The organism is Rhizobium sp. BK512, assembly GCF_014194915.1.
Classification (GTDB): domain Bacteria; phylum Pseudomonadota; class Alphaproteobacteria; order Rhizobiales; family Rhizobiaceae; genus Rhizobium.
Window position 1 is genome coordinate 74,808 of record NZ_JACIAS010000004.1, and the last position, 25,078, is coordinate 99,885.

Annotated in this window: 27 protein-coding genes and 1 other RNA gene; 10 read left to right on the plus strand and 18 right to left on the minus strand. The window is 60.3% G+C overall.

Annotated features, from left to right (window positions below):
* Positions 1–2: 2 nt before the first annotated feature.
* Together FHX06_RS15570 and recR are read right to left on the minus strand one after the other, a co-directional pair.
* On the minus strand, positions 3–1,250 hold the full coding sequence (locus FHX06_RS15570) for a lytic murein transglycosylase (protein WP_113211174.1): 1,248 nt from the start codon (positions 1,248–1,250) through the stop codon (positions 3–5).
* A gap of 14 nt (positions 1,251–1,264) precedes the next feature.
* Positions 1,265–1,870, minus strand: a complete 606-nt coding sequence (recR, locus tag FHX06_RS15575; RefSeq protein ID WP_112542843.1) for a recombination mediator RecR — start codon at positions 1,868–1,870, stop codon at positions 1,265–1,267.
* Positions 1,871–1,927: 57 nt separating this feature from the next.
* Here recR and FHX06_RS15580 point away from each other — a divergent pair, with 57 nt between their 5' ends.
* Positions 1,928–2,545 (plus strand): MOSC domain-containing protein, encoded by a 618-nt coding sequence (locus FHX06_RS15580; RefSeq protein ID WP_113211175.1) that lies wholly within the window; start codon positions 1,928–1,930, stop codon positions 2,543–2,545.
* A gap of 1 nt (position 2,546) precedes the next feature.
* Here FHX06_RS15580 and FHX06_RS15585 read toward each other — a convergent pair whose 3' ends face one another.
* The 4 genes from FHX06_RS15585 to ffs form a co-directional block, all read right to left on the minus strand.
* Entirely contained in the window at positions 2,547–3,158 is a 612-nt protein-coding gene (locus FHX06_RS15585; protein WP_113147059.1) for a LysE family translocator, read from the minus strand.
* A 52-nt stretch (positions 3,159–3,210) separates the two neighbouring features.
* Positions 3,211–3,534, minus strand: a complete 324-nt coding sequence (locus tag FHX06_RS15590) for a YbaB/EbfC family nucleoid-associated protein (RefSeq protein WP_007813855.1) — start codon at positions 3,532–3,534, stop codon at positions 3,211–3,213.
* Between the two features lie 19 nt (positions 3,535–3,553).
* Complete coding sequence (locus FHX06_RS15595; RefSeq protein WP_113211176.1) at positions 3,554–5,422, minus strand: DNA polymerase III subunit gamma/tau; 1,869 nt, start codon at positions 5,420–5,422, stop codon at positions 3,554–3,556.
* A gap of 43 nt (positions 5,423–5,465) precedes the next feature.
* Positions 5,466–5,563, minus strand: an RNA gene (ffs, locus tag FHX06_RS15600) — signal recognition particle sRNA small type.
* An 89-nt stretch (positions 5,564–5,652) separates the two neighbouring features.
* Between ffs and FHX06_RS15605 the strand changes: the two genes are divergently transcribed.
* The 5 genes from FHX06_RS15605 (at position 5,653) to FHX06_RS15625 (ending at position 8,558) form a co-directional block, all read left to right on the plus strand.
* Positions 5,653–6,063, plus strand: coding sequence for an HIT domain-containing protein (locus FHX06_RS15605; RefSeq protein WP_113016188.1), 411 nt, complete (start codon positions 5,653–5,655; stop codon positions 6,061–6,063).
* Positions 6,060–7,019 carry an NAD(+) diphosphatase gene (gene nudC / locus FHX06_RS15610; RefSeq protein WP_113016189.1) on the plus strand — a complete coding sequence of 320 codons (960 nt, stop codon included), beginning with the start codon at positions 6,060–6,062 and terminating at the stop codon, positions 7,017–7,019. Before FHX06_RS15605 ends, nudC begins: the two co-directional genes overlap by 4 nt.
* Before the next feature lie 47 nt (positions 7,020–7,066).
* Positions 7,067–7,762 carry a helix-turn-helix transcriptional regulator gene (locus FHX06_RS15615; protein WP_112970185.1) on the plus strand — a complete coding sequence of 232 codons (696 nt, stop codon included), beginning with the start codon at positions 7,067–7,069 and terminating at the stop codon, positions 7,760–7,762.
* 70 nt (positions 7,763–7,832) lie between these two features.
* On the plus strand, positions 7,833–8,054 hold the full coding sequence (locus FHX06_RS15620) for a hypothetical protein (protein WP_112542838.1): 222 nt from the start codon (positions 7,833–7,835) through the stop codon (positions 8,052–8,054).
* A gap of 135 nt (positions 8,055–8,189) precedes the next feature.
* A complete protein-coding gene (locus FHX06_RS15625) occupies positions 8,190–8,558 on the plus strand; it encodes a VOC family protein (RefSeq protein ID WP_112542837.1) in 369 nt (122 codons plus the stop codon).
* A 49-nt stretch (positions 8,559–8,607) separates the two neighbouring features.
* Here FHX06_RS15625 and FHX06_RS15630 read toward each other — a convergent pair whose 3' ends face one another.
* Positions 8,608–9,462 carry a prephenate dehydratase gene (locus FHX06_RS15630; protein WP_112542836.1) on the minus strand — a complete coding sequence of 285 codons (855 nt, stop codon included), beginning with the start codon at positions 9,460–9,462 and terminating at the stop codon, positions 8,608–8,610.
* Between the two features lie 12 nt (positions 9,463–9,474).
* Positions 9,475–10,230 carry a 3-deoxy-manno-octulosonate cytidylyltransferase gene (locus FHX06_RS15635; protein ID WP_113211178.1) on the minus strand — a complete coding sequence of 252 codons (756 nt, stop codon included), beginning with the start codon at positions 10,228–10,230 and terminating at the stop codon, positions 9,475–9,477.
* Positions 10,231–10,384: 154 nt separating this feature from the next.
* Here FHX06_RS15635 and FHX06_RS15640 point away from each other — a divergent pair, with 154 nt between their 5' ends.
* Entirely contained in the window at positions 10,385–10,957 is a 573-nt protein-coding gene (locus FHX06_RS15640) for a c-type cytochrome (protein WP_113016191.1), read from the plus strand.
* 158 nt (positions 10,958–11,115) lie between these two features.
* Here FHX06_RS15640 and FHX06_RS15645 read toward each other — a convergent pair whose 3' ends face one another.
* Positions 11,116–12,063 carry an AEC family transporter gene (locus FHX06_RS15645; protein ID WP_113016192.1) on the minus strand — a complete coding sequence of 316 codons (948 nt, stop codon included), beginning with the start codon at positions 12,061–12,063 and terminating at the stop codon, positions 11,116–11,118.
* Between the two features lie 463 nt (positions 12,064–12,526).
* Here FHX06_RS15645 and FHX06_RS15650 point away from each other — a divergent pair, with 463 nt between their 5' ends.
* A complete protein-coding gene (locus tag FHX06_RS15650) occupies positions 12,527–13,519 on the plus strand; it encodes an adenosine kinase (protein WP_112542832.1) in 993 nt (330 codons plus the stop codon).
* Here the strand turns inward: FHX06_RS15650 and FHX06_RS15655 are convergent.
* Positions 13,512–14,051, minus strand: a complete 540-nt coding sequence (locus FHX06_RS15655) for an SH3 domain-containing protein (protein WP_112970182.1) — start codon at positions 14,049–14,051, stop codon at positions 13,512–13,514. The two genes, FHX06_RS15650 and FHX06_RS15655, sit on opposite strands and share 8 nt — an antisense overlap.
* Before the next feature lie 177 nt (positions 14,052–14,228).
* On the opposite strand from FHX06_RS15655, the gene FHX06_RS15660 reads away from it, so the two are divergent.
* Positions 14,229–15,230, plus strand: coding sequence for a 2-hydroxyacid dehydrogenase (locus FHX06_RS15660; RefSeq protein WP_112970181.1), 1,002 nt, complete (start codon positions 14,229–14,231; stop codon positions 15,228–15,230).
* Positions 15,231–15,262: 32 nt separating this feature from the next.
* Here FHX06_RS15660 and FHX06_RS15665 read toward each other — a convergent pair whose 3' ends face one another.
* The 4 genes from FHX06_RS15665 to FHX06_RS15680 form a co-directional block, all read right to left on the minus strand.
* Positions 15,263–15,736, minus strand: coding sequence for a GNAT family N-acetyltransferase (locus FHX06_RS15665; protein ID WP_183879987.1), 474 nt, complete (start codon positions 15,734–15,736; stop codon positions 15,263–15,265).
* Entirely contained in the window at positions 15,733–16,557 is an 825-nt protein-coding gene (locus FHX06_RS15670) for a molybdopterin-synthase adenylyltransferase MoeB (RefSeq protein WP_113211180.1), read from the minus strand. Before FHX06_RS15670 ends, FHX06_RS15665 begins: the two co-directional genes overlap by 4 nt.
* A complete protein-coding gene (gene recF, locus FHX06_RS15675; protein WP_113211181.1) occupies positions 16,554–17,678 on the minus strand; it encodes a DNA replication/repair protein RecF in 1,125 nt (374 codons plus the stop codon). Before recF ends, FHX06_RS15670 begins: the two co-directional genes overlap by 4 nt.
* Before the next feature lie 123 nt (positions 17,679–17,801).
* Positions 17,802–18,002, minus strand: a complete 201-nt coding sequence (locus tag FHX06_RS15680) for a hypothetical protein (protein ID WP_112542826.1) — start codon at positions 18,000–18,002, stop codon at positions 17,802–17,804.
* 276 nt (positions 18,003–18,278) lie between these two features.
* Here FHX06_RS15680 and FHX06_RS15685 point away from each other — a divergent pair, with 276 nt between their 5' ends.
* Positions 18,279–18,644 carry a helix-turn-helix domain-containing protein gene (locus FHX06_RS15685; protein WP_112542825.1) on the plus strand — a complete coding sequence of 122 codons (366 nt, stop codon included), beginning with the start codon at positions 18,279–18,281 and terminating at the stop codon, positions 18,642–18,644.
* A 35-nt stretch (positions 18,645–18,679) separates the two neighbouring features.
* On the opposite strand, the gene FHX06_RS15690 is transcribed toward FHX06_RS15685, so the two are convergent.
* The 4 genes from FHX06_RS15690 to FHX06_RS15705 all read right to left on the minus strand — a co-directional run bounded on the left by FHX06_RS15690 (position 18,680) and on the right by FHX06_RS15705 (position 24,853).
* Positions 18,680–18,886, minus strand: a complete 207-nt coding sequence (locus FHX06_RS15690; protein ID WP_183847663.1) for a hypothetical protein — start codon at positions 18,884–18,886, stop codon at positions 18,680–18,682.
* 211 nt (positions 18,887–19,097) lie between these two features.
* Entirely contained in the window at positions 19,098–20,240 is a 1,143-nt protein-coding gene (gene dnaJ / locus FHX06_RS15695) for a molecular chaperone DnaJ (RefSeq protein ID WP_113114835.1), read from the minus strand.
* 79 nt (positions 20,241–20,319) lie between these two features.
* The gene (dnaK, locus tag FHX06_RS15700) at positions 20,320–22,230 is read right to left on the minus strand and encodes a molecular chaperone DnaK (protein WP_112542823.1); all 1,911 of its coding nucleotides are present in this window, start codon (positions 22,228–22,230) and stop codon (positions 20,320–20,322) included.
* A 313-nt stretch (positions 22,231–22,543) separates the two neighbouring features.
* Complete coding sequence (locus tag FHX06_RS15705; RefSeq protein ID WP_183879989.1) at positions 22,544–24,853, minus strand: transglycosylase domain-containing protein; 2,310 nt, start codon at positions 24,851–24,853, stop codon at positions 22,544–22,546.
* Positions 24,854–25,078: the final 225 nt, after the last annotated feature.

A 25,078-nucleotide genomic window follows, 5' to 3' on the forward strand; every position in this document is an offset into this window, starting at 1 on the left:
TGTTACTTCAGCTTGCCCTTCATCGATGCCTCCGGAAAGCAGGTCGGCTTCATGCCGTTCTTTTCCTGCCACTGACCGATCGAGCGGCGTGTCTTGTAGCCGGGCAGGCCATCGGAGCCACCGACATCGTAGCCTTGCCGCTCCAGCGCGCGCTGCATGGCGGCAACGTCCGAGCGCAGCATCTTGCCAACGTCGCCCCATTGTCCCTGGAAGGCACCGGAGCCAAAGGCGATGCGGTCGGCCAGATTGCCGATATAGAGCGCATAGAGGTCTGAGTTATTGTATTCCTTGATGATGTAGAAATTCGGCGTGACGATGAATTCCGGCCCGTCGCGCCCGGCCGGCACCAGCATCATGCCCTGCGCTTTCAACTCGCCGGATGGAAAGCCCTTGCCGGAAATGCGGTCGATGCCGAGCGACGCCCAATGGGAGAGCGGCTTGGCAAGATCAGGCCCTTCCTGCGCGCAGGAGATGGCTCCCGGGATTGTCACTTCGAACCCCCAGTCGCGATCGCGCTGCCAGCCCTTCTTCACGAGGAAATTGGCAATCGAGGCGAGCGTATCGGGAACCGAGGTCCAGATATTGCGATGCCCATCGCCGTCGAAATCGACGGCATATTTAAGGTAGCTCGTCGGCATGAACTGCGGTTGCCCGAGTGCGCCCGCCGACGAACCCTTGAAATCTGCAGGAGTAACGTCGCCGCCGTCGAGAATATGCAGCGCCGCGATCAGTTCCATGCGGAACATGTCCTTGCGGGTCGACATGAAGGCCTTGGTCGCCAGTACCTCGACGGCGGAATTCGGGATCTTCGCCGCACCGAAGCCGGTTTCGCGTCCCCAGATTGCCAGCACGATCGAACCCGGCACGCCATAGGTCTTTTCAATGCGGCTGAGCGTAGAGGCATATTGCGAGGCAAAGCTGCGTCCGGTCACCGCAAGCCGTTTCAGCCGGTCCTCATTGAAATAGGGGCCGGGAGAGGAAAACTCTGCCTGTGTTTGCTTCTGTTCCTTCGGCGGCGGAAAGCCGGGAGGCGCAAGATCGGTCAGGGTCCAATCCAGCTCGACACCGGAAAAGGCGGCGCGGAAAGTCTTTTCCGATATGCCGTTCTTCTTTGCGTCAGGCCAGAGATCGGCCTGCACCCATTTATCAAATTGCGCTTCGACATCGGCTTTCGAAGGAGCGGCATTGGTGGAGACTGAAAGCGCCAGCAATGCGGCGCCTGTCAAAACAAGCCGGCCAAAGAAACGCATATTCGCATATCCCCCTAAATTGCCGTGCGCGCTCGAAGCGCCGCCGAAAGCGTGCCCTCGTCGAGATAATCGAGTTCACCTCCCACGGGTACGCCATGCGCCAGCCGCGTGATCTTCACGTTGAGATCCGCAAGCTGATCGGTGATGTAATGCGCCGTCGTCTGCCCCTCGACGGTCGCATTGACGGCGATGATGATTTCCTTGATGCCGCCTTCTCCGACGCGATTGATCAGTCCGCGTATATTGAGATCGTCAGGCCCGACACCGTCGAGTGGCGAGAGCGTGCCGCCGAGCACATGATAGGCGGCATTCAGCGCGCCGGCGCGCTCCAGCGCCCAGAGGTCTGAAACATCCTCGACGACGATGATGACGGACTGGTCGCGCTGTGCATCGGTGCAGACCGTGCAAGGATCGACGGTATCGACATTGCCGCAGCGCGAGCAGATCTTCACCTTGTCATAGGCTTCGCCCATCGCATGCGAGAGAGGACCGAGAAGCTGGTCCTTCTTCTTGATGAGATGGAGTGCCGCTCGCCGCGCCGAGCGCGGCCCGAGGCCCGGCACTTTCGCCAGAAGCTGGATCAGTTTTTCAATTTCGGGACCGGTGACTCGCTTTGCCATGCGCCGTTCTTAGCTGATATGGAACGAAAACGGAATCGCCGAAGGATTAGCTGACCGATGAAAATCCTCGCAGTCTGCAAGGGCGCAGCTGAACGCTTGCCCGGCAAGAGCTACAAGACCGGTATTTTCAAACATGCCGTCAGCGGCGGCGTCATGATCGATGCCGAAGGTCTCGTTGGCGATGCCATCTGCAACAGAAAACATCATGGCGGCGTCGATCAGGCTGTCTATCTGGAAGGTTCTCTGAGCCTCGACTGGTGGGCGAACGAACTCGGCTATCCCGTCGAGCCCGGCACTTTCGGCGAAAACCTCGTCATCGAAGGACTGGATAACCGTGACGTCACGGTCGGCGACCGCTTTATTATCAGCGAACTGATCCTTGAAGTGACGTCCTGCCGCATTCCCTGCGCCACCTTCGCAGCAAGGATGAACGATCCGAAATTCGTCAAGCGCTATACCAAGGCGGCACGTCCCGGCATCTATTGCCGCGTGATATCAAATGGGATCGTGGAGGCCGGAATGCAGGTCGAGTACAAGCCATTTCCGGGCGCCCCAGTCACGATGCCGGAAATGATGGAAACCTTCGGACGCCGGCTTTCAGCCGCAGACCGCGAGCGCTATCTGGCAGCGCCCGTTCATTACAAGCTGCGAGCCGTGCTGGAAGCACAGCAATAGTTCAGCGCATAGCGATGGTGACCGCAGCCCCTGCCATCGTTCCCGCACTCACCCGATTGGCGATCCGCACGGCACGTCGGCTCTTCAGGAAACCGCGCGCCTTTGCGGCAAGGAACATCCAGCTGAAATCGACGATAGCCAGAACGACGAACAGCGTGACGACGAGTTCGACCCAGCCGGCAAGCGATACCGAGGGAATGTCGATGATCGACGGCAGAAGGGCCACGTAGAACATCATGATCTTGGGATTGCCGAGCGCAATCGCCAGGCCGGTGAAAAACATCCGGCCACGCGAACGTTCCTGCGGCAATTCTTCTTCCTCGACATCAGCTTTGGCAAACCACATCCGCCAGGCGAGATAAAGAAGATAGAGCACGCCGAGCCATTTGATGACGACGAAGACGTGGTAGAAGCTTTCGGCGATTGCCGAAAGGCCGGCGATGGCGCAGGTGAGCCAGATCGCGTCCCCAGCCCACATGCCGAACAGGAAAGGCAGCACATCGCGCGCGCCTTTCGAAATGACCCGGGCAACGAGCGCTGCAACGCTCGGTCCGGGTGTGCCGGCGGCAATGAAAAGAGCGCCTGCGAAAACCAGCAGCGTCGTCAAGGTCATCATCTTCCGTCTCCTCTTCCGGGGCCAGTTATTACCGGACCAGTCGACGAAATCAGAAAGGCAGCTTGAAACCGGGCGGGATCGGCAGGCCGGCCGTCAGCGCCTTGGTCTTTTCGGCGGCGATGGCTTCCGCCTTGTCCTTGGCGTCCTTGTGGGCGGCAACGATCAGGTCTTCGAGGATTTCGACATCGTCTTCCTTGAAGAGCGAAGGGTCGATCTTCAGGCTCTTGAGCTCGCCCTTGCCGGAGATGATGACGGTGACGAGCCCGCCGCCGGCCTTGCCTTCGGCAGTCAGCTCGGCGATCTCAGCCTGCATCTGCTCCATCTTGGCCTGCATTTCCTTGACTTTGCCCATCATGCCCATGATGTCGCGCATCGTCTTCTCCTTCTTGAAACTAGAATTCTATGTCGTCGCCGGGCAGGATATCGCCCTCTTCGGATTCGGCTGCGGCAGGTGGCTTGACCTCCTCTGCCTCTTCCTCCGGCGTCGGGGCCCGCACGCGTACGTCGATGATCTTGGCGCCTGGAAACTGGGCCAGGATCGCTGCTACGTCTGGATCCTGGCGGGCATCGCTGACGCGCTGCTCCTGCGCCTTGGTTTCCGCCTCCACCATCGTCGGTCCGCCTTCTTCGCGGCTGGTGCTGACGATCCAATGGATGCCGGTCCATTCCTTGAGCTTGACGGCAAGCTCGTTGAGCAACGTGCCTGGAGCTCCCTCGGTGAGGTTCACATCCAGCCGGCCGGGCTCGATCCGCACTGGCCGTACGAAGTTGCGCACCAGCGCCTTCAGTTTGACGTCACGCCTTTCGGCAGCGAGATCGACGATGTCGCTGATCGAATTGACCCGCACGAGCGGCTTCGGCGCTTCTGCCGGCTTGGTTTCGACGCGGCCGATGCTCTGCGGCTCGGGATTGGGCACGGCCCGCAGCATGGCGGTCGGCCCCGAGGGCTGAGGCCGCGGCACAGGCTCCGGAGCCCGTGCCGTTACGTTCGTCTGGTAGGGAACGCGCGTGCCGCCGCCATTGCCCGAAGGCGCAGGTGAGGACGGACGTGGCGCACCATTTTCAGTGGAAAATTCGGCGAGCCGGCGTGCTGCATCTTCGGGGGCGGGCAGATGCGCTGCATGCGCAAGCCGGATAAGCACCATCTCGGCAGCACCCGCCGTGCGCGACGAGTTTTCCGCCTCCGGAATGCCCTTCAGCAGCATCTGCCAGATGCGCGAAAGCGTGGTAACCGCCACACCCTGGGCGAATTCCGCCGCCTTGGTGCGCTCGACTTCGCTGAGCGAGGGGTCGTTTGCGGCATCAGGCACATATTTCAGCCGCGTGACCAGATGCGTGAAATCGGCGAGATCCGTCAGTACCACGACCGGGTTCGCGCCGGCCTCGTACTGGCTCTGGAATTCATTGAGCGCGTTCGCGACGTCGCCGCGCACGATATGCTGGAAGAGATCGACGATGCGGGCGCGGTCGGCAAGGCCGAGCATGCCGCGCACGGCTTCCGCCTGCACAACGCCGCCGCCATGGGCAATTGCCTGGTCCATCAGCGACAGGCCGTCGCGGGCAGAGCCTTCCGCGGCGCGTGCGATCATCGCCAGCGCATCCGGTTCCGCCTCGATGCCTTCCTTGGCGGCGATCGTCGAAAACAGGCCGACGAGATCGGAAGCGCTGATGCGGCGCAGGTCGAAGCGCTGGCAGCGCGAGAGTACGGTGATCGGAACCTTGCGGATTTCCGTCGTCGCGAAGATGAATTTCACATGCTCCGGCGGCTCTTCGAGCGTCTTCAACAATCCGTTGAAGGCTGCCGTCGAGAGCATGTGCACTTCGTCGATGATATAGACCTTGAAGCGGGCCGAAACCGGCCGGTAGCGGACCTGCTCGATGATCTCTCGGATATCGTCGATACCGGTATGCGAGGCGGCGTCCATCTCGATCACATCGACATGACGGCCTTCCATGATCGCCTGGCAATGTTCGCCGGGCACGCGAAGGTCGATCGTCGGCTTGTCGATGTCGGCCGTCTTGTAGTTCAGGGCGCGGGCCAGAATGCGCGCAGTCGTCGTCTTGCCCACCCCGCGAACACCGGTCAGCATGTAGGCCTGCGCGATGCGGCCTGTTTCGAAGGCGTTGGTGAGTGTGCGGACCATCGGCTCCTGGCCGACCATCAGGTCCGTGAAATCCTTGGGGCGGTATTTGCGTGCCAGCACCCGGTATCCGGTGCCCGTCGAGGCGGCATCTTGTGATTGTCGCTCGGTGTCGCTCATCGCCCTGCTTGTGCCCGGAAAGCCGGGCTTCTTGGAAGAGAAGGTGGGAGGCTGGCACGATGACCCGTGCCGGGGCTCGTTAGGGCTGCTTCCTTCCGGACCTGACCCGGTTGGCGAGTGGCTCGTCCACCACCAACCTCCCGGATGCACATATCGGCAAAATCCTCATCAAAAGCAAGCCAAGCTCCAAAAAAACTGCTAGTCCATTGGAAAACATGAGGAGAATGCCTTTGAGCGATTTCGCGCTCGACCCCAGGCTCGAAAACGACAGCACCAGCATCATGGTGGCTGGCCTATGCGACATCAGGTTATCGAAGGACGCTCGCTGGCCCTGGCTGATCCTGGTGCCGCGCCGGGCGGATATTACAGAGATCTTCGAACTGACGCCGCTTGATCAGGTGCTGCTGACCTTCGAGATCGAACTCGTCTCCGCAGCACTCAAAAAGGTTACGGGTGCCACGAAAATCAATGTCGGGGCTCTTGGCAATATCGTCCGCCAGCTTCATGTTCATGTTATTGCGCGTTCCGAAGGTGATGCGAATTGGCCGGGTCCCGTCTGGGGTTTCGGCAAGGCCGAACCCTACGAGGATGCGACAAGAGACGAATTCATAGCAAAGCTGCGGGAAGCCCTTTCATCATGAGTCATTCGCTTTTCGATTCGGATGTGCCGCATCCGGAACCCAGCAATCTCACCGCCTTTGCCGCCAACGACCTGAACCGTGACAGCGAACATCGCGATGAAGGCTCGGTCGAAAAGGCGCTTGCCCGCGATGGCACGCATATTTTCGCCTTCGCCAAGGACAAGCTGGTTCTCAAGCACGATGGCCAGGTGCTCGATCCGCTCTTTGCCCGCTATGAGCTGCAGGAGCTGAAACCGAATTGGGATGAAATTGTACTGCTCGGCTATCGCAAAACCGGCGAGCCGCGCCTTGCCGTACCCGTCGGCATTGATGTCGAGGATATGGCGAGCCAGTACAAGCCGGTCGACGGACGCTCGCTCTTCCGTGACGAGCTTGTCGACGAGATGTTGCTCGGCGAGTTCTCCCAGGCAGCAAGCCTCATTCGCTGGAACGGCGACAACCAGTTTTGCGGTCGCTGCGGCTCGGTCATGGAAATCCGTATCGGCGGCTACAAGCGGGTCTGCACCGCCTGCGAGCACATGATCTTCCCGCGCACCGATCCCGTCGTCATCATGCTCACGATCGATGAAGAGCGCGATCTCTGCCTCCTCGGTCGCAGCCCGCATTTTGCGCCGGGCATGTATTCCTGTCTGGCGGGCTTCCTGGAGCCCGGCGAGACGATCGAAAATGCCGTCCGCCGCGAGACACTGGAAGAATCCGGCATCAGGACCGGCCGCATCCGGTATCATGCCTCTCAGCCCTGGCCGATGCCGCATTCGCTGATGATCGGCTGTTATGCCGAAGCAAAGTCGCGTGATATCCATCGCGATGAGACCGAACTCGAGGATTGCCGCTGGTTCACCCGCGAGGAAACCATCGAAATGCTGGAGCGTCCTGGCGTCAACGGCAAGGCGTCGCCGCCGAAGGGGGCGATTGCCCATCGACTTATGCGCGATTGGGTCGAGTGGAAACGGTGAGTAGCGGTGGTGCGCACGGATGATCGTCACCTCTGCATGAGGATATAATCATGGTCGCCCGCTCCGAACGGCTGCTGACCCTGCTTCAGACGCTCCGGCGCTATCGGCGGCCGGTTACCGGCATCGTGTTGGCAGAGGAAACGGGCGTCAGCCTGCGCACGCTCTACCGCGATATTGCGAGCCTTCAGGCGCAGGGCGCCATGATCGAGGGCGAGGCCGGCATAGGCTATGTGCTGAAACCCGGCTTCATGCTGCCGCCGATGATGTTTTCCGAGGAGGAGCTGGAAGCATTGGTGCTTGGCTCGCGTTGGGTCGCGCGCGCCGCCGAGCCGCGCCTGGCCAATGCCGGCGCTGATGCGCTGGCAAAGATCGCCGCCGTGCTGCCGCCCGACATGCGCGATATGGTCGATTCGGCCACACTTTTTGTCGGCCGCAAACGGCAGGATGAGGACAAGGCGGATGTTTCGGCCATCCGCAAGGCGATCCGCCTGGAGCGTATTCTTGAACTGCATTATGGCGACGAACAGGGTCGTGTCTCCCGTCGCCGTGTGTGGCCGTTCGCGCTCGGCTACTTCGAGCATGTGCGCATCATCATGGCTTGGTGCGAACTGCGCCAGGATTTCCGTCATTTCCGCACCGATCGTATCATCGATATGACGATCCACGACACACGTTATCCGCGTCGCCGCACCGTTCTCCTGAAAGAGTGGCGGGATACGCAGGATACTCCCATCGAGCACTAACGCTACTGCCATAAACTGTCAGCAGGCAGCGCTATTATCAGTACCAGTCCAGCAGGAAGGAGTACTGATCATGGGAATGCCTCAAGTCGTTCAATATGCCGGCCGTCGTACTTCCGTCGAAGCCGGAAAAACCCTTCGTTCACGCCTCGTGCGCCTGTTCGCCGACAGGTTCACCGTAGCATCGTCACGCCGTCCCCGCCTTGATCTCGAGATGTTGCCGCAATGGCGCAAGCGCGATCTCGGCTTTGCGGACGGACAGGACTGGCGCGTCGGCGACGACCTCTTCCGTTAAGGCCGCACGTCGGCTTCATCGAATTTCCTCCCGGTGACGAAGCGGCGCTGTCTATAGCGCTGCATTCGGAAAGCTGCTGCCATTTTATGGCAGCAGCTTTCGGCCGGGCACTGTTCAACCCTGTGGAGAACTGAAATGGCCAGCCCCAATCTTATTATCCTCTATGTCAAGGACCCCGCTGAAAGCGCAGCTTTCTATCGCAATATCCTGAGCCGGGAGCCGGCGGTGGAGGCCCCGAATTTCGTCGCCTTCCCGCTCGACGGCGGCTTTACTCTCGGCCTCTGGCGCCGCAGCAAGGTCGAGCCGCAACCCTCTGCCATCGGCAATCGTGGCGAGGTCGCCTTCATGGTTGACGGTGAGAATGCTGTCGCCAGGCATTACGAAGACTGGCGCAGCCGTGGCCTGCCGGTCGCCCAGGAATTGACCGAACTCGACTTCGGCCCGACTTTCGTCGTGCTGGACCCGGATGGCCATCGCCTGCGTGTTTGTGAGCCGGATAAATAAGTGAGATTCAAGCCTCTCTGACGACCCGACAGAGAGGCTTTTCGCATGCTTAGAGAAGCCCGCGCATCGGATGGCCCTTATAAACGCCAAGGATGCGGACCTTCTCGGAGAAGAAACGCAGTTCCTCCAGTGCCCGGCGCACATGCGCGTCGTTCGGGTGGCCCTCGATATCGGCATAGAACTGCGTCGCCACGAACTTGCCGCCGAGCTGGTAGCTTTCGAGCTTCGTCATGTTGATGTTATTCGTCGCAAAGCCACCGAGCGCCTTGTAGAGGGCGGCCGGAATATTACGGACGTTGAAGACGAAGGTGGTGACGATCTTCTCGTCGTTGGCCGAGCGTTCCGCCCATTCTTCATCGCGCGACAGCACAACAAAGCGCGTGACGTTGTTTTCCGTGTCCTCGACATTCTCCGCGATGATATCGAGACCGTAAAGATCGGCTGCAAGGCGCGGCGCGAGCGCCGCCATGGAGCGGTCGCCGGTTTCCTTGACGAGCTTTGCCGCCCCTGCCGTATCGCCGGCGATCACAGGCTTCCAACCGTTGGCGCGCACGATCTTGCGGCACTGGCCGAGCGCATGGATATGGCTGTGCACAGTGCGGATTTCATCCTTCGTCACACCCGGCAGCACCATGAGCTGAAAGCGGATCGGCATGAAATATTCGCCGATGATGTGCAGGCGCGATTCCGGCAACAAGTGGTGGATGTCGGCGACGCGTCCGGCGATCGTGTTTTCGATCGGGATCATGCCGATGTCGGCATCCCCATTGTCGACCGCCGTGAAGGCATCCTCGAAGGTCTGACAGGGCAGAGGCTCCATCGTCGGAAACATGTCGCGGCTCGCCATGTCGGAATTGGCGCCGAACTCGCCCTGGAAGGCGATCCTGTTGGTCTTGATGTTCATGAGGAAAATCCGTCAGTTGGCCTTCGCGGAGAGAATGCGCCGCGCCTTTTCGAGGTCGGCGGGAGTATCGACACCGAGAGGAACCGTGTCAACGATCTCAACATCGATGCGCATGCCCGCTTCGAGCGCTCTGAGCTGCTCCAGTGATTCGCGCTTTTCGAGCGTAGAAGGACCGAGCGAGACGAAACGTTCGAGCGCTGCGCGTCGATAGGCATAGAGCCCGATATGATGATAGAGCGGCCCGTTGCCATAGGGCGCGGTCGTTCGGGTAAAATAGAGCGCGTGCAGGCGACTGGCAGATACCGGCGAGCCAACGACCTTGACGATATGCGGCGCGGTCTTGTCCTCGTTATTGTCGATCTCGGTCGTCAGCGTGGCGATGTCGACCGCCTCGTTTTCAAGGGGACGCAGTGCTGCGCGCACCGTCTCCGGATCGATCGTCGGCAGGTCGCCCTGGACATTGACGATGATTTTTGCCTTGCCATCCGGATCGACCTTGGTAAGCGCTTCAAAGATGCGGTCGGAACCGGACTGATGGTCCTGGCGGGTCATGACCACCTCAAAGCCCGCAGCTGCGACGGTATCGAAAACCTGTTGGTCGTCGACGGCAATGATGACCCGGCCAATTGCAGCTTCAGCGGCCCGTTTCGCGACCTGCACGATCATCGGCAAACCGCAAATATCGGCCAGCGGCTTGCCGGGAAGGCGGGTGGAAGTCATCCGCGCGGGGATCAGCACCAGCACGTCATGTAATTTTGAATCCGTCATTGTTCGGGCCTTCTAATCCGGGCTGAAAAGTGGCAAAAAGTCTCACGCACAAGACCATTTAGACAGTTGCAACGAATAGCCAAAAGACATAGGTTCCGCGCAATTTCAAGATGGTCCGGTTTCTGGTCTGCCGGCTGCAAGGGGAGCATTGCAGATGAATTCATACGTCAATACGGCCGTGGGGGCGCTGCTGGGAACGATCTTCGTTCTGATGTCTGTCTCCATCGCGTCCGAGGGGATCTTCCATTCCGAGGCGCCGGAAAAGGAAGGTTTTGCCATCGTCGCCGAAGAGGCACCCGCCGCCGGCGGTGAAGGCGCACCTGCTGCCGTTGCTGTTCCGATTGCCCAGCTTCTTGCCAGTGCCGACGCCAAGGCTGGTGAGACCGTATTCAAGAAGTGTCAGGCCTGTCATGACGGCACCAAAGGCGGACCGAACAAGGTCGGCCCGAATCTCTTTGGTGTCGTAGATCGTCCGATCGCCTCGCATGAAGGCTTTGCATATTCCTCCGCCATGAAGGATTTCTCCAAGGGCAGCAGCGAACATTGGACCTTCGAAAACCTCAACAAGTTCCTGCTGGCACCGAAGAAGGATGTTCCGGGCACCGCCATGGGCTTTGCCGGTCTGCCGAAGGATCAGGACCGCGCCAACGTCATTCTCTATCTGCACACGCTGGCAGATTCACCGGCTCCGCTGCCGGATCCGAATGCTCCGACCGCAACGCAGTAAGCAGCGACGATTTTTTTGAGAAGAAGCCCGGTCAAAAGCCGGGCTTTTTTGTTACCTTAAAGCATGTCGAGCAAAAGTGTGCAGCGAGTTTGCGATAACGACATGCTGAAAACAAAGACTTCAAGCGCGGTCAGCGAATCTGAAGGATCGCGACAGGCTTAAGCGCCGAGAATATAGGCCCAGAAGGAAACCGTGATGGCGCCGAGCGCTGTCGTCACCGTGATCGTCGACGCGGCGAGGCTGTGGCCGACGCCGAAGCGGTTGGCGATCAGCCAGGCATTCACCCCTGTCGGCACCGATGAGGTCAGCACCAGGGCCGCTGCCCATTCGTTGCTGAGACCGAAAACATGGCTTGCTGCCCACACGCAGCCGGGCAACAGCAGCAGCTTGAAGGCTGAGGTTGCGCTGGCGATCCCGACATTGCCGGAGACTCCGTATTTCTGCAGCGCCATGCCGAGCGAAATCAGAGCCGCCGGACCGGCCGTGCCGGCGATCTGCGCGACGACGGAACGGATCGTTGCCGGCATGGTCAGGCCCGAGACGTGAAAGATGGCGCCTGCCACGATGCCGATGACCAGCGGATTGTGCAGCAGGTTCAGGCCGATCTGCTTCAGGACCAGGGTCATGCTGCGGTCGCTCTTGCCGGAAATCTTGCGTTCGGCATGCTCCATCATGATTGTGCCGGCAACCATCATGATCGGCAGATGCACGGCAAGCAGGATGGAAAGGGCGACAAGCCCTTCGCTACCCACGGTGCGCTCGACCAGCGGCAGGCCGATGAAGATATTGTTGGCAAAAGCGGAGGACACGCCGGCAAGCACGCCGATCCGCTCATCACGCCCGAACAAACGCGTAGCGACGATGTGTCCGGCCGCCCATGTCACCGCGACGCCGGAGAAATAGACGAGCCAGAGCCGGAACGGCGACGCGCCGTGGAAGTCGGCCTCGGCGATAGTGCGGAAAAGCAGCAGGGGCACAGCGATCTTGAAGACGAATTCGCTGAGAGCATCCCCGACACTTGCGGTGAGTATTCCGACGCGGACGATCAGCCAGCCGATGAGAATGAGAAGGAAGATCGGAAGAACGTCGAAGATGATGGCTGACATAAACTGCTGCTCTGCGCGGGGATAGACGAGGTCTAAAGCATGTCGCGCAAAGGTGTACAGCGGTTTTGCAATAGCGACATACGAAAACAAAAGACAGCAAATCGCCGGCCATGACAAATGCCATGGATGCAATATCTTTCGCGGCGCAACAAAAAAAGCGGGCTTGGCCCGCTTTTCCGCATCCGGTCCTGCCGGATAGCCGGTCCCGATGCTGCCAGTTCATCCGTGGTCAGCGTCGTCCCGGTAAGACTGGAGGGATCATCCCTCCCGTAGCCGGCCACACGAGATACCTGCATGCCGGTCTTCCTGATGCAGTTTTAGGCAGGCAAGGTGACAGCGGCGTGACGAATAAACGGCAGTTTTGCGAAGTCTTTGGAAGGTGATGTGCTGTTTAGCCTTTCAATACCGGCAAATTTCGCTAAGACCGATTACCGGCTATCACAAATCCGGGACTTCCCATTTCATGACCAAATTCGATGTTCTGACAGTCGGCAACGCAATCGTCGATATTATCGCCCGTTGCGACGACCAGTTCCTCATTGACAACAAGATCACCAAGGCGGCGATGAACCTCATCGATGCCGATCGTGCCGAACTGCTTTATTCCCGCATGGGCCCGGCGCTCGAAGCTTCCGGCGGCAGCGCCGGCAATACGGCTGCAGGCGTGGCGAGCCTCGGCGGCAAGGCCGCCTATTTTGGCAAGGTTGCGGAAGACCAGCTCGGCGAGATCTTTGCGCATGATATCCGAGCGCAGGGCGTCCATTATCAGACGCGGGCCAAGGGCACGTTTCCGCCGACCGCACGTTCGATGATTTTCGTTACCGATGATGGCGAGCGTTCGATGAACACCTATCTCGGCGCCTGCGTCGAGCTTGGGCCCGAGGATGTCGAAGCAGATGTGGTGGCTCAAGCCAAGGTGACCTATTTCGAAGGTTATCTCTGGGACCCGCCGCGCGCCAAGGAGGCGATCCTCGATTGCGCCCGCATCGCCCACGAGAATGGCCGCGAAATGTCGATGACACTCTCGGACAGCTTCTGCGTCGATCGTTACCGCGCCGAATTTCTGGATCTGATGCGTTCGGGCAAGGTCGATATCGTCTTCTCGAACCGCCAGGAGGCCCTGTCGCTCTACGAGACGGACGATTTCGAGGAAGCGCTGAACAAGATCGCCAAGGACTGCAAGATTGCCGCCGTCACCATGAGCGAGAACGGCGCCGTGATTCTGAAGGGCAACGAGCGCCACTACGTCGACGCGATCAAGATCAATGAAGTAGTGGATACGACGGGGGCGGGCGATCTCTTCGCGTCGGGTTTCCTCTACGGTTACACGCAGGGCCGTTCTCTCGAAGATTGCGGCAAGCTCGGCTGCCTTGCCGCCGGCATCGTCATTCAGCAGATCGGCCCGCGGCCGATGAAGTCCCTGTCCGAAGCCGCAAAGGAGGCGGGCCTTATTTAAAGGCCTCGCCCGGATAGGCTCCCCAGATTTCCGACTGCGCCACCCAACCTTCGGCGCCGTCGGTCTTTGCGAAACACCACTCTCCGCTGCACTCGCCGATCGTGATCATCACGCCGGGCTCCAGCTTGGCGACGATGCTGGAAGACGGCTGTGCTTCACGGCGGAGATTGACATAGACGCCTTTGCCCTTGCCCTTCATCCACGGCGCGGCAATAGCGGCGCGCTGGCCTGACAGTAGCGACTGATTGACCCAGCCCTCTGTGCCGTCGGCATCGCGGATACGGCGCCAGTTGTCATACTCCTGGACGATTTCGACCGGCAGCCCCGATTTCAGATAGAGCCACGAAACGGCGTAGTCCGTTCCCGGACCGATCCTAAGGTTGACGCGCTTGGACTTCAGCGTCACGAAGCGCGGCAGCGGCAGGCCGCTCGGCCCCTTGGCCGCCTGGGCTTGCGCAAATTCGATGGTGCCTGCCGATACGGCAAAGGCAACCGCCAGGGCGAGGCAGGACTTCATAACTGTGCGACGCATGGAAGCTTCCGTTGGCTCGAATTCGAATCAGGCCCTGCCTGCTCGTCTTCCGGGATTCCCCGGTCGCCTCGCGAGTTTTGTTTGTCTTCGCGTGCGGGTCTGGTAGAAAATGCCCGGAACGGGGAAATGATCGCCCAACTTGGTTAAAGACCTCTGAACAAGGCACAGCAGGCCGCTATGACGACGAAGAAAAAACCGAAGGTCTACATAACCCGCAAGCTGCCTGATGTCGTCGAAACCCGCATGCGCGAGCTTTTCGATGCCGAGTTGAATATCGACGATACGCCGCGATCCGTTCCCGAACTCGTCGAAGCCGTCAAAACCTGCGACGTGCTCGTGCCGACCGTGACGGATCGTATCGACGCAGCCCTCATCGATCAGGCCGGGCCGCAGATGAAGCTGATCGCCAGCTTTTCGAACGGCACCGATCACATCGACATCGAAGCGGCCGCGCGCCGTGGCATCACCGTCACCAACACGCCGAATGTGCTGACCGAAGACACTGCCGACATGACAATGGCGCTGATCCTCGCCGTGCCGCGGCGGATCGGCGAGGGTGCGCGCGTGCTGACGGACCGGCCCGGTGAATGGGCTGGCTGGTCCCCCACCTGGATGCTCGGCCGGCGCATTCACGGAAAACGTATCGGCATCGTCGGCATGGGCCGTATAGGCACGGCCGTTGCGCGCCGCGCCAAGGCTTTCGGCCTGTCGATCCACTATCACAACCGCAAGCGCGTCAATCCCGCGACTGAAGACGAATTGGAAGCGACCTATTGGGAGAGCCTCGACCAGATGCTCGCCCGCGTCGACATCGTCTCGGTGAACTGCCCCTCGACCCCCGCGACCTTCCATCTCCTGTCGGCTCGCCGCCTAGCGCTGCTGCAGCCGACCGCCTATCTTGTCAATACAGCCCGCGGTGACGTGGTCGACGAGGCGGCGCTCATCAAATGCCTAAGGGAGGGGAAGATCGCCGGCGCCGGGCTCGATGTCTTCGAGAACGAACCCATGGTCAATCCGAAGCTGGTGAAGCTTGCCAATGAGGGCAAGGTCGTATTGCTGCCGCATATGAGCTCGGCAACGATCGAGGGACGTGCGGAGATGGGCGACAAGGTCATCATCAACATTCGCGCCTTCATCGATGGCCATCGTCCGCCGAATCGGGTGCTGCCGGGCCGATGACGGCCGGAGCGCTCGCATCCCTGGCCGGCTAGTCAGCCGGCGAGCGCTTTTTTCATTTCGACAAACGTCACCCGTGTAAAGCCCGGATGAGATTTCTCTGCGGTCTTTTCAAAGCCCCAGGTAGCGAAGGTCGTGTGATTGCCGACGAGCTCTATCCGAGTCTCGAGCCTCAATGCCGGAAGGCCCAGATCGAGTGCCGTCCCTTCGGCAGTATCGAGCAGGCGCCGTCCGATGCCCTTGCCTTGCGCGGATGGCAGGACCGCGAGTTTTCCAACATACAGGCAATCTGCCTCGGGCCGCAGGAAAATGCAGCCGACGAGTTGCCCGGCCTGCTCAACGGCATAGGCGATTTCTGCCCTTGCCTTTTCCACCAGGGATTCCACCGTCAGGCGGCTTGCGGAGGAGGGCGGATCGATGCGGCCCTCCATATAGGCGAAGGACGCGAGAATGAGATCGAGCAACTCGTTCCAGCGCACAAAGCTCTCATCGATACGAAACGGCGTCATGCGGTCCTGTTCTGCCTCGCGCGCCGACGTTTGTAGCGGATCGTATCGAAACGGGCAGACAACGCGTCGTAGAGCAGCAGGCGACCGATTAACGGTTCGCCTGCGCCCGTAATCAACTTGATCGCTTCCATGGCCATCAGCGTGCCGATCACGCCCGTCAGTGCGCCAATGATGCCGGCCTCCGCACAGGCGGGGATCAATCCGGCCGGCGGTGCTTCGGGAAAGAGATCACGATATCCAGGGTTCTGGGTGCCGTCTTCGGCCGCCTCATAGGGTTTCAGCACCGTCAGCGATCCGTCGAACCGGCCGACTGCACCTGTCACAAGCGGGATAAGCGCGTTTTCCGCTGCATCGGCCGCCATATAGCGCGTATCGAAATTATCAGAGCCGTCGATCAGGAGATCGAAACCGGAGAGGTGCAGGCGTGCCGTGTCGGCGGCAAGGCGCTCGGTGAAACGGACGACTTTAATATGCGGGTTTAGCCGCGCGATCGCATTGGCAGCGCTCTCCGTCTTCATTTCGCCGATCGTGCCGGAATCGTGGATCACCTGTCGCTGCAGGTTGGAAAGCGAAACACGGTCGTCATCGGCAATGCCGAGCGTGCCGACGCCTGCAGCGGCCAGATATTGCAGGATCGGTGCCCCGAGCCCTCCCGCACCGATGACAAGCACCCGCGCGGCCTTCAGCTTCTGCTGGCCCGCGCCCCCGATTTCCGGCAGCAGGATATGGCGATGATAGCGTGCAATTTCGTCTGGGCTGAGAGGTTCCATGGCCGTGATGCTATCACGCCGCAAACCGCCGGGAGAAGCGCTATCGCTCATTCGAAAACCCTTCCGTCCGCAACTGTGAAAAACTGTGCCCGCTCGCCAAGTGCTCCAAACATCTGACGGTCCGTTCCCGTCATGAAGGCCTGGCCGCCAAGCCCGTCTATGAGGTCGAACAGCGCGGCACGGCGTCCCTCGTCGAGATGGGCGGCAATCTCATCCAGGAGCATAACCGGCGCATGGCCGGTAAGGTTGCCGACGAGCCGTGCATGGGCAAGCACAAGGCCCACCAGCAGGGCTTTCTGCTCGCCGGTGGAGCAGCGTGCCGCTTCCATCTGCTTCTCCCGATGATGCACGATGAGATCGGCGCGATGCGGCCCTTCCAGCGTGCGACCGGCGCCGGCATCGCGGTACCGGTTGGCGGCGAGCGTTGCCGCATACTCATCTTCCAGATCGACCGAGGGCCGGGAGAATTGACCGTCCATGAAGCCCGAAAGCTGCAGCGATGCCGATGGGAAGGGCGAGATCTCCCGGCTTTCCTCGACGAGTCGCGTCAGCAGGCCGAGCATTTCCTGCCGGGCGAGCGCCATGGCAATGCCGAGGCTCGCCATCTGCTCCTCGATACCCGAAAGCCAGGATGGATCGAAACGGCTCTCGTCGAGCAGCTTGTTGCGGCTGCGCATGGCGCGCTCGAAGTCGCTCGCCCGCCTGCCATGCTCGGGATCGAGCGACAGCACCAGCCTGTCGAGGAAACGCCTGCGGTCCGAGGAGCCGCCGGTAAAGAGCCCGTCCATCGCCGGTGTCAGCCAGAGCACGCGCAAATGATCGGTCAGCTCGTCGACTGTTTTTGCCGTCGTTCCGTTGATGCGCAGCCGTCGCGCCGTCGTCTCGTCGCTGGCATCAATTCCGGTACCGATCTCGACGTTACCTTCCATGCCATCGAGCTCGGCAAAGATCGAAAATCCGCCCGTAGCGCCAACGCGGGTGATGTCGCCATAGGCGGCTCGGCGCAGACCGCGCCCCGGCGACAGGAACGAGACCGCCTCCATCAGGTTGGTCTTGCCCGCGCCGTTGTCGCCGGTCAACACCACATGCCGGGCGTCGAGCGCAAGCGAGGCCGACGAATAATTGCGAAAGTCGGTCAGCTTCAAACGGGAAAGGGCAACCTTGTGCGGCATCGAATATCCGGAATCATCAAGGCTGACAGTTGGAGCCTTTCCTCGTCAGAATGATTCAATCTGACAAGGGAAGGCTCTAAGCCGAAGCGTCAGGGATATCAAGGCTGAGAGCTGTCCCAGCCGTCAATGGCTGCGCGGGGCCGGCTCTTCGAGCTGTGCTTCGGCCTCTGCGATTGCCCTTTCGATCCAATAAACGAGATCCGGCCGATCTTCGATCGAGCCGCGGAGCGATTTCAATGAATCGAGGATCATCGTCAGTTTCTGGCGGCGCATATCGATGACGATACTGTCGGCATCAGATTTCCCGGTGGGAGCGGATGTCATGCAGTACTCGAAGCCTCTTGTCTGACTCGTACATAAGGGTCCCGGCGCGACTAACTATCGTCGCATGCAATGAAGTCAACTACAGGGTGTTCAACTTTTCGCGACATCGCCGCTAAGTCATCAAATGAGAAGTAGAAGTTGTAGAATCGGCGGAAGAGGTAGTTGTTTCGTGGCCTAATGCCCAAAAAAAGTCGGTTGAAATTTGCAACTTCCGGGTTGAGATATTCAGCTGACGCTATATGGTAAATGAAGGGTTTACCGGGAAAGAGTGCAGCAGTGCCAGATCCGATTGATATCATTGTCGGCCGCAACGTGAGACAGCTTCGCGCCCGCCGACGTGTTTCCCAACTGGAACTGGGCGAAGCGCTTGGCCTTACATTCCAGCAGATTCAGAAATACGAAAAGGGGACCAACCGCGTCTCCGCCAGCAAGCTGCATCAGATAGCGGTCTTTCTTGGTGTTGATATTTCCGAGCTTTTCGAGGGTACTGGAATTTCCCAGTTTGCCAACCGCGTTGAACTGAGCCCCGAGGCCTATGAACTGGCGATCAGCTATGACAGGTTGAGCTCGACTGCAGGCAAGCAGGCGCTCAAGACGATCCTCAACCTTATATGCGGTCAGGCAGCCGAAAACGCCGCTTGACGGCTCCAGCGCCTATTCTTGAATTTGAGGGAAATTCAGTGAAGCTCGCGCTCGTGCAGCGCGACGAGCAGGGCGTCCTGCGTCTGATGGCCGGCATGATAAAGGTCGATCGCGATGCTGGCGATCGAAAGGCCTTGCTGGCTGCGAAGCTTGATGTTGCGTTCGGCGCACCACGAATAGAGCGCGCCTGCCAGTGCATCGACATCTTCGGACAGGCAGGTTGAAAAGTTCATTGCCGACATGGAAATACCCTCTGTTAGTCCCGGATTGCGGGGCCAAAGACAGTATGGATTTCAGGAACTTGCAAGTGTGATCGGATCTGTGCGTTAACGCAAGACATCTGCGCACAGGCGCGCGTCCCGACTTGAAACAGGTGTTTTGAATTGGAACGCGTATGAAAAAAAGCCGGAGGCGGAACCTCCGGCTTTTTGTAACCTTTGGGGGATATCGAGCTTAGCCCTCGAAGAATTCCTTCATCCGGGCAAAGAAGCCGGTCGACTCCGGATTGTTCTCCTTTGAGGAGAGCTGCTCGAATTCCTGCAGAAGCTCGCGCTGGCGCTTGGAAAGCTTCTGCGGCGTCTCGATCTGGATCTGGATATAGAGATCACCGGTCTGGCTGGAACGCAGCACCGGCATGCCCTTGCCCTTCAGGCGGAACTGTTTGCCGGCCTGGGTACCCTCGGGAACGGTGACACGTGACTTGGTGCCGTCGAGCGTCGCCACATCGAAGGTGCCGCCGAGCGCTGCCGTCGTCATGGAGATCGGCACGGCGCAATAGAGATCGGCCCCGTCGCGCTGGTAGAACTCATGCGGCTTCACCGACAGGAAGATATAGAGATCGCCTGCCGGACCGCCGCGCATGCCGGCCTCGCCCTCGCCCTGCAGGCGAATGCGGGTACCATCCTCGATACCCGAGGGAATGTTGACCGAGAGCGAGCGTTCTTCGGTCACCCGGCCCTGGCCGTGGCATTTCGGGCACGGATCGGGAATGATCTGGCCGCGGCCGTGACAGGTTGGACAGGTGCGTTCCACCGAGAAGAAGCCCTGCGCTGCGCGCACGCGGCCCGAACCCTGGCAGGTGCCGCAGGTCTTCGGCTGTGTACCTGGCTTGGCGCCGGAACCGGAGCAGACGTCACAGGTTATCGAGGTCGGAACGCGAATCTGCGCCGTCTTGCCGGAGAATGCCTCTTCCAGCGAGATTTCCATGTTGTAGCGGAGGTCGGCGCCGCGTTCGCGACCACCCGAAGAGCGCTGCCGTCCGCGGCCGCCGCCCATCATCTCGCCGAAAATGTCCTCGAAGATATCGGAGAAGCCGCCACCGGCAAATCCGGCGCCGCCACCGAAGCCACCGGGACCGCCCATGCCGCCGTGCTCGAAGGCCGCATGGCCGTAACGATCGTAGGCCGCGCGCTTCTGCGGGTCCTTCAGCGTTTCATAGGCTTCGTTGATTTCCTTGAACTTGCGTTCGGCGTCTTTGTCATCCGGGTTCTTGTCCGGATGGTATTTCATTGCCAGCTTGCGGAAGGCGCTTTTCAGCTCTTTCTCATCCGCCGTCTTGGCTACACCCAGAGTTTCGTAAAAGTCCGCTTTTGCCAATTTAAGCCCCGGAAATGGATTTCCGGCTGCCATGGTGAGCAGCCGGATGTCTATCGTCTAGCGTAGGCCGCAGCCCGGATTAAGCGGACTTCTTGCGGTCGTCGTCCTTGACTTCTTCGTAGTCGGCGTCGACGACATTGTCATCACCTGCCGAAGCGTCGGCCGTGCCGCCTTCAGCCTGCTGGGCTTCATAGATAGCCTGGCCGAGCTTCATGGAAACTTCCATGAGGGTCTGGGTCTTGGCCTTGATGTCTTCGGCGTCGGCATCGGTTGCTTCGGTCGCGGACTTCAGCGCGGCAATCGCATCGGAGATTGCGGTACGATCGGCTTCGGAAACCTTGTCGCCGTAATCCTTAAGCGACTTCTCCGTGGAATGAACAAGGCTTTCGGCCTGGTTCTTTGCTTCCACACCTTCGCGGCGCTTCTTGTCTTCGGCGGCATGCGATTCGGCATCCTTGACCATCTTTTCGATGTCGGCGTCGGAAAGACCGCCGGAAGCCTGGATGCGGATCTGCTGTTCCTTACCGGTGCCCTTGTCCTTGGCCGAAACCTGCACGATGCCGTTCGCGTCAATGTCGAAAGTGACTTCGATCTGCGGAACGCCACGCGGTGCCGGCGGCAGGCCAACGAGGTCGAACTGGCCGAGCAGCTTGTTGTCGGCAGCCATTTCACGCTCGCCCTGCGAGACGCGGATGGTGACGGCCTGCTGATTGTCGTCGGCGGTCGAGAAGGTCTGGCTCTTCTTCGTCGGGATCGTCGTGTTGCGTTCGATCAGACGGGTGAAGACGCCACCGAGGGTTTCGATGCCGAGAGACAGCGGGGTAACGTCGAGAAGCAGAACGTCCTTGACGTCGCCCTGCAGAACGCCGGCCTGGATGGCGGCGCCGAGAGCAACGACTTCATCCGGGTTGACGCCCTTGTGCGGTTCCTTGCCGAACAGCTGCTTGACGACTTCCTGTACCTTCGGCATGCGGCTCATGCCGCCGACGAGAACGACTTCGTCGATTTCGGCAGCGGTGACGCCGGCATCCTTGAGGGCTGCCTTGCACGGAGCGATCGTGCGCTGAACGAGATCGTCGACCAGGCTTTCGAGCTTGGCGCGGGTCAGCTTCAGCGTCAGGTGCTTCGGGCCGGAAGCATCAGCCGTGATGAACGGCAGGTTGATTTCGGTCTGCTGCGAAGAGGACAGCTCGATCTTTGCCTTTTCGGCAGCTTCCTTGAGGCGCTGCAGGGCAAGCTTGTCGTTCTTCAGGTCGATGCCATTGTCCTTCTTGAACTCAGCAACGAGATATTCGACGAGACGCATGTCGAAGTCTTCACCGCCGAGGAACGTGTCGCCGTTGGTGGACTTCACTTCGAAGACGCCATCGCCGATCTCGAGGATGGAGATATCGAAGGTACCGCCGCCAAGGTCGTAAACGGCGATCGTCTTGCCGTCCTTCTTGTCGAGGCCATAGGCGAGAGCGGCAGCTGTCGGCTCGTTGATGATGCGGAGCACTTCAAGACCAGCGATCTTGCCGGCATCCTTGGTTGCCTGGCGCTGCGCGTCGTTGAAGTATGCGGGAACGGTGATGACGGCCTTTTCGACCTTTTCACCGAGGTAGGATTCGGCGGTTTCCTTCATCTTCTGAAGGATCATCGCGGAAATCTGTGCGGGCGAGTAGCCCTTGCCGTTGGCTTCGACCCAGGCGTCGCCATTGTCGCCCTTGACGATCGTGAAGGGAACGAGGTGCTTGTCCTTCTCGACGGTCGGATCTTCGTAACGGCGGCCGATGAGGCGCTTTACGGCGAAGAGTGTATTCGTGGGGTTGGTGACCGCCTGGCGCTTGGCCGGCTGGCCGACGAGGCGCTCGCCGTCATCGGAAAATGCCACCATGGAAGGGGTCGTACGCGCACCTTCCGCGTTCTCGATGACCTTTGCGTCCTTGCCGTCCATGACCGCGACGCAGGAATTTGTCGTTCCAAGGTCGATACCAATTACTTTTGCCATGTCATTCTCTCCTTGAAGCAAGCTGTCGGAACCCCGGTAAGGCATTTCCCTGACAGCCCCTTACGGGATGGGTCTACTAAGATTACGCAATCGTGATTGCGGTGATGCGGCGTATATAAGGAGCGGTTTTCTGGACTGCAAGGCGAGAAATGGCCCGGAATCCAGCAAAACGAATGTGTTGCATTCAATTTTTACAGTAGCCGGAAAAGGGTCTGCTTTGCACCTTCAAACCGTGCAAATCTTGCACGCCGAGCCTTGCGCGGGACGTGCTCCCGCAAGGCATCCATTTCCGTCGCAATACTGTCTCCGGCTCCTACTGTCCCATGATGAGATCGAGCAGGGTCGTGCGTCGCGGCTGCGCCCCTGACGTTGCTTGCGGTCCGCCCACATCACCGGGTTGCACCATGTCGTCGTAACCCCCGCCGGCAACATCGGCAGGCGGCACCGGCCCGCCGTTGACGGGCATCGCTGCCTGCGGCTGTCCGGGCGCCGGCGGATAGCGGTTCACATCGGCATTGCCGCCGAAAACACCGGAAATGATGCTGCCGACTGTCGACGGCTGCTCGGGTGCCGGCTGCGCCTGCGCCATCGGCTGGCCGTTGCCGGGATCGGCGGCTGGATCAGAGAATGTCTGGCCCATGCCGAAGAGCGGTGCTGGCGAAAGCCCCTTATGCGCGGCGACCATGAATTCCTTCCAGGCCTTGGCGGGAAGCCCACCGCCGGTCACCTTCTTCATCGGCGTGCCGTCGTCATTGCCGAACCAGACGCCTGTCGTCAGGTTGCTGGTGAAACCGACGAACAGCGCATCGCGCGAATTCTGCGTCGTGCCGGTCTTGCCGGCAGCCTGCCAGCCGGGAAGCTTGGCGCTCGAGCCTGTGCCGCCGTTGATGACGCCCATCATCATCATGTTCATTTCCGCGACGATCTGCTCGGAAAGCACGCGCGGCGGATTGTCATAGGTGTTCTCGTAGAGCACCTTGCCGTCGGTCGTGGTCACCCGGCGGATCACGTGCGGCGTTGCCTTGTAGCCACCATTCATGAAGGCGGCATAGGAGGCCGTCAGCTCCATCAGAGAGACTTCCGAAGTACCGAGCGCGATCGATGCGTTGGGCTGCAGATCCGATTGGATGCCGAGACGGTGGGCAAGCTTGATCACCTGATCCGGCCCGTCATACATCACGAGCTGCGCCGCCACCGTATTCAGCGACTTGGCAAGTGCTGTCCGGAGCGTTACTTCGCCATTGTATTTCTTCTCGTAATTCTCCGGCGTCCAGTTGCCGATGCGGATCGGCGCATCGTTGAAGACGGAGTCCGGCGTCAGGCCTTTTTCAAGCGCGGCCGCATAAACAAACGGCTTGAAGGACGAGCCCGGCTGGCGCTTCGCCTTGACAGCGCGGTTGAACTGGCTCGTCGCATAATCCCTGCCGCCGACGAGTGCCCGGATCGCGCCCGTACCGTCGATCGAGACGAGGGCGGCCTGCGATGCGTCGAACTTGCCGCCTTCCTTGTCGAGCACGTCGACCAGCGACTGTTCGGCCTTCTTTTCGAGATTCTTGTCGATCGTCGTATCGACGATGACGTCTTCCTTCACGTCGCCGACCAGCCCCTGCAGTTCGTCCATCACCATATCGGCGACATATTGTCCGGCGCCCGACCAGTAGCTGCGGGCAGAAGCCGGCGTCTGCGACATCGCCGTCTTGATTTCGTCGGCACTGATATAGCCCTGGTCGCGCATCGCCTGCAGCACGACCTGCGCACGGGCATTGGCGGCCTCCGGATCACGGGCCGGCGAAAGGCGCGACGGCGCCTTCACAAGGCCCGCAAGCAGGGCGGCCTCGCCGAGGTTCACATCGCGCGCCGACTTGTTGAAATAGCGCCGCGCCGCCGCTTCCACGCCGTAGGCATTCGAGCCGAAATAGACGCGGTTCAGATACATCGCAAGGATCTGGTCCTTGGTATATTTCTGCTCCAGCCAGAAGGAGAGCAGCACCTCCTGCACCTTGCGCTCCAGAGTGCGCTCGGGCGAGAGGAACAGGTTCTTGGCAAGCTGCTGCGTCAGCGTCGAGCCGCCCTGGATCGGCTGGCCGGTCGCATTGTTGACGAAGGCGCGCGCCAGCCCGAACGGATCGACGCCGAAATGCGAATAGAAGCGCCGGTCTTCGATCGCGATGATCGCCTCCGGAATGTAGGGAGACATGTTCTCCAGGGAGAGCTCCTCGCCGCCGGTCGCACCGCGGTTGGCGATCGCACTGCCGTCCACGGCGGTGATCTTGACGTTCGGTGGCCGCTCCGGGATGGCCCAGGTGCTGGCGCTTGGCATGCGCGAACCGTAATAGAAAACGAGCCCGGCAACACCGATGCCGGCCCAGATTCCAAGCACGATACACCAGTAGACGACCCTGCGCAGGAACGCGAACAGCCCGCCGCCTTCCCGTTCGCGTGGCTCGGAACGACGCTTTGCCGGTGCGCGCCGTGGAGCGGGCGATTTCGATGTACGTTTGGAGCCATGCCGTCCGTCGATGCGATCATCGGCATCGAGCGCGAATTCGTCGTCTTCCTCACGACCGCCACGGCCGTTGAAGGACGGTTCGATCCTGTCATCTGATCTACGTCTGGCTACCATCGTGGAGCGGCTGAACCCTTGCTGCAAGACCGCGCCCCCAGGCAACGGTTTTATCCGAGTGAACTGTAAATGCGGCGAATTAACGGGCTGTTAAGAACAACATCAATGTGGCCAAGTGCACCCTCTGCCTGCATTTTCTCCGTCAGCCAGCCATGACTTCCTCCCATGGCTGGCGTTCATGTGACCGCCCCAAAACCGACATATATCGCCGCGACTTCTGCGCAT